Origin of the sequence: Deinococcus aquatilis DSM 23025 (genome assembly GCF_000378445.1) — a bacterium.
Classification (GTDB): Bacteria; Deinococcota; Deinococci; order Deinococcales; family Deinococcaceae; genus Deinococcus; species Deinococcus aquatilis.
The window spans coordinates 1-1,430 of the sequence record NZ_KB899802.1 but is presented as its reverse complement, the minus strand read 5'-3'; the positions used below and the strand labels follow the sequence as shown (position 1 = coordinate 1,430).

At 54.0% G+C, this 1,430-nt stretch carries 3 protein-coding genes; all 3 read right to left on the bottom strand.

Going from position 1 to position 1,430, the window contains the following annotated elements:
* Positions 1–58 precede the first annotated feature (58 nt).
* Genes F561_RS0124325 through F561_RS27665 form a run of 3 tightly spaced genes read right to left on the bottom strand, consistent with a single transcriptional unit; the run spans position 59 to position 1,142 of the window.
* The gene (locus tag F561_RS0124325; protein WP_019012564.1) at positions 59–247 is read right to left on the bottom strand and encodes a prepilin-type N-terminal cleavage/methylation domain-containing protein; all 189 of its coding nucleotides are present in this window, start codon (positions 245–247) and stop codon (positions 59–61) included.
* 8 nt (positions 248–255) lie between these two features.
* A complete protein-coding gene (locus tag F561_RS0124320; RefSeq protein ID WP_019012563.1) occupies positions 256–666 on the bottom strand; it encodes a type IV pilus modification PilV family protein in 411 nt (136 codons plus the stop codon).
* Positions 663–1,142 (bottom strand): type II secretion system protein, encoded by a 480-nt coding sequence (locus tag F561_RS27665; protein ID WP_019012562.1) that lies wholly within the window; start codon positions 1,140–1,142, stop codon positions 663–665. Before F561_RS27665 ends, F561_RS0124320 begins: the two co-directional genes overlap by 4 nt.
* Positions 1,143–1,430: the final 288 nt, after the last annotated feature.

Below are 1,430 nucleotides of genomic sequence, written 5' to 3'. Positions count from 1 at the left end.
GGCAGTATCGGGGATCGTCACAGACTCAGATACCGCCCCTTGTCATGCCACACTGCGTTCAAGACGCCATTTCTCGCAAAGTGTCAGGTGCTGAGGTGCGGTTGGCTCCAATCCGGGACTGATCCTTGCGGTACAGGCCCACCGTACTGAGAGTGGTGGTCAGCACCACACCCAAAATAATCATCAATAACAGCATTCCGACGAGAAGTTCAAGAAGGGTCAATCCCTGCGTATGCTGTCTTTTCATCTCAAGCCTCAGTTGTTGTCTACAGTGCTATTGACGTTGGTAAACACCGTTTCAACAGTGAAGATGGTTTTGCTGCCGTACTGCACCGTGACTTGAATCTGACGGGCATTTCCTGAGCAGTAATTGGGTGTCGGAACGCAGTACCGCAGGGTCACTTTGTAATTGCGGCCACCCACATTCACGGTTTCGGTCGGCTCAGCTCCGCTGAGGGGCATGCTGCTGGGATCGGAGGTGCGGGCGTCGTCCAGTACCTGCTGTGCAGCCACCGTTGCCTGAGCACTCTGCTCGGTTTTGGTGTTTAGCTGCGTATTGCTGGCAATCGCTGTCAGCATGACCCCGATGATGATGCCCAGAATAGCCAGAGTGACCAGCAGTTCAACCAAGGAAAACCCCTGCTGGAGATGCTTGAACTTGCTCATTGGTTATCCACGCTCCCGGTGAGATAGAAGGTCAGCGTACGGGTGCGGGCGCGGGCATCAGTCAACTTGAGGACCGAGGGCGGCAGAGTCGGCAGTTCTCCCCGGCTGGTGAAGCAGACTTTCCAGGGCAGTGGGGCAGCTCCCGGTGCAGTGATGTTCACGCCGTCTGGCATGGAGGTACTGATATCGGTCAGGGTTGTCCAGGCAGTCGTATCGCTGCACCGAGCATTGGTTTCAAAAGTCAGCACACGCGGGCCAGTCAACGTGACCCGCACGGCACTGGTCGTACTCAGTGCCTGAGTACGGGCCTGTACGAAAGCGCCGGAAATGATGCTGCCAGCAGCTTCTGCATCATTATTGAGACCTTTAACATTTAAGGCCACCAATGTCAGAAGAATGCCCAGAATCGCCATGACAACCAGAACCTCAATCAGGGTAAACCCAGCGCGTTGATAGGTTGTGGCAGAACTTTGCATACTTGGCCGTTGGTCAACCATACCAGCATGTTAGGTCTCCGTGAAGTCAAAAATGCGTGAGAAGATCGGCGCACCTAATCAGGTGTATCTGATCTCATGAGGTCAGCACAGCAAACGAGCGATCTCTCTTGCACAGCAGGTCAATTCACTTTCCGTTCGAACAGGCCAAAATTCATTTTGTAGGAAGTGTCAGAATAACCGCGAATAGGGGTTGACTTGAACGGCGAAACATGACAGAGGGCGGTACCTATGGGCCGTCCCGATCTCACTTTATTGCCGCTTCCTACC

Excerpts from the sequence above, each read along its gene's own strand:
- F561_RS0124325 (WP_019012564.1), bottom strand. The coding sequence starts at position 247 with ATGAAAAGACAGCATACGCAGGGATTGACCCTTCTTGAACTTCTCGTC.
- F561_RS0124320 (WP_019012563.1), bottom strand. The coding sequence starts at position 666 with ATGAGCAAGTTCAAGCATCTCCAGCAGGGGTTTTCCTTGGTTGAACTG.
- F561_RS27665 (WP_019012562.1), bottom strand. The coding sequence starts at position 1,142 with ATGCAAAGTTCTGCCACAACCTATCAACGCGCTGGGTTTACCCTGATT.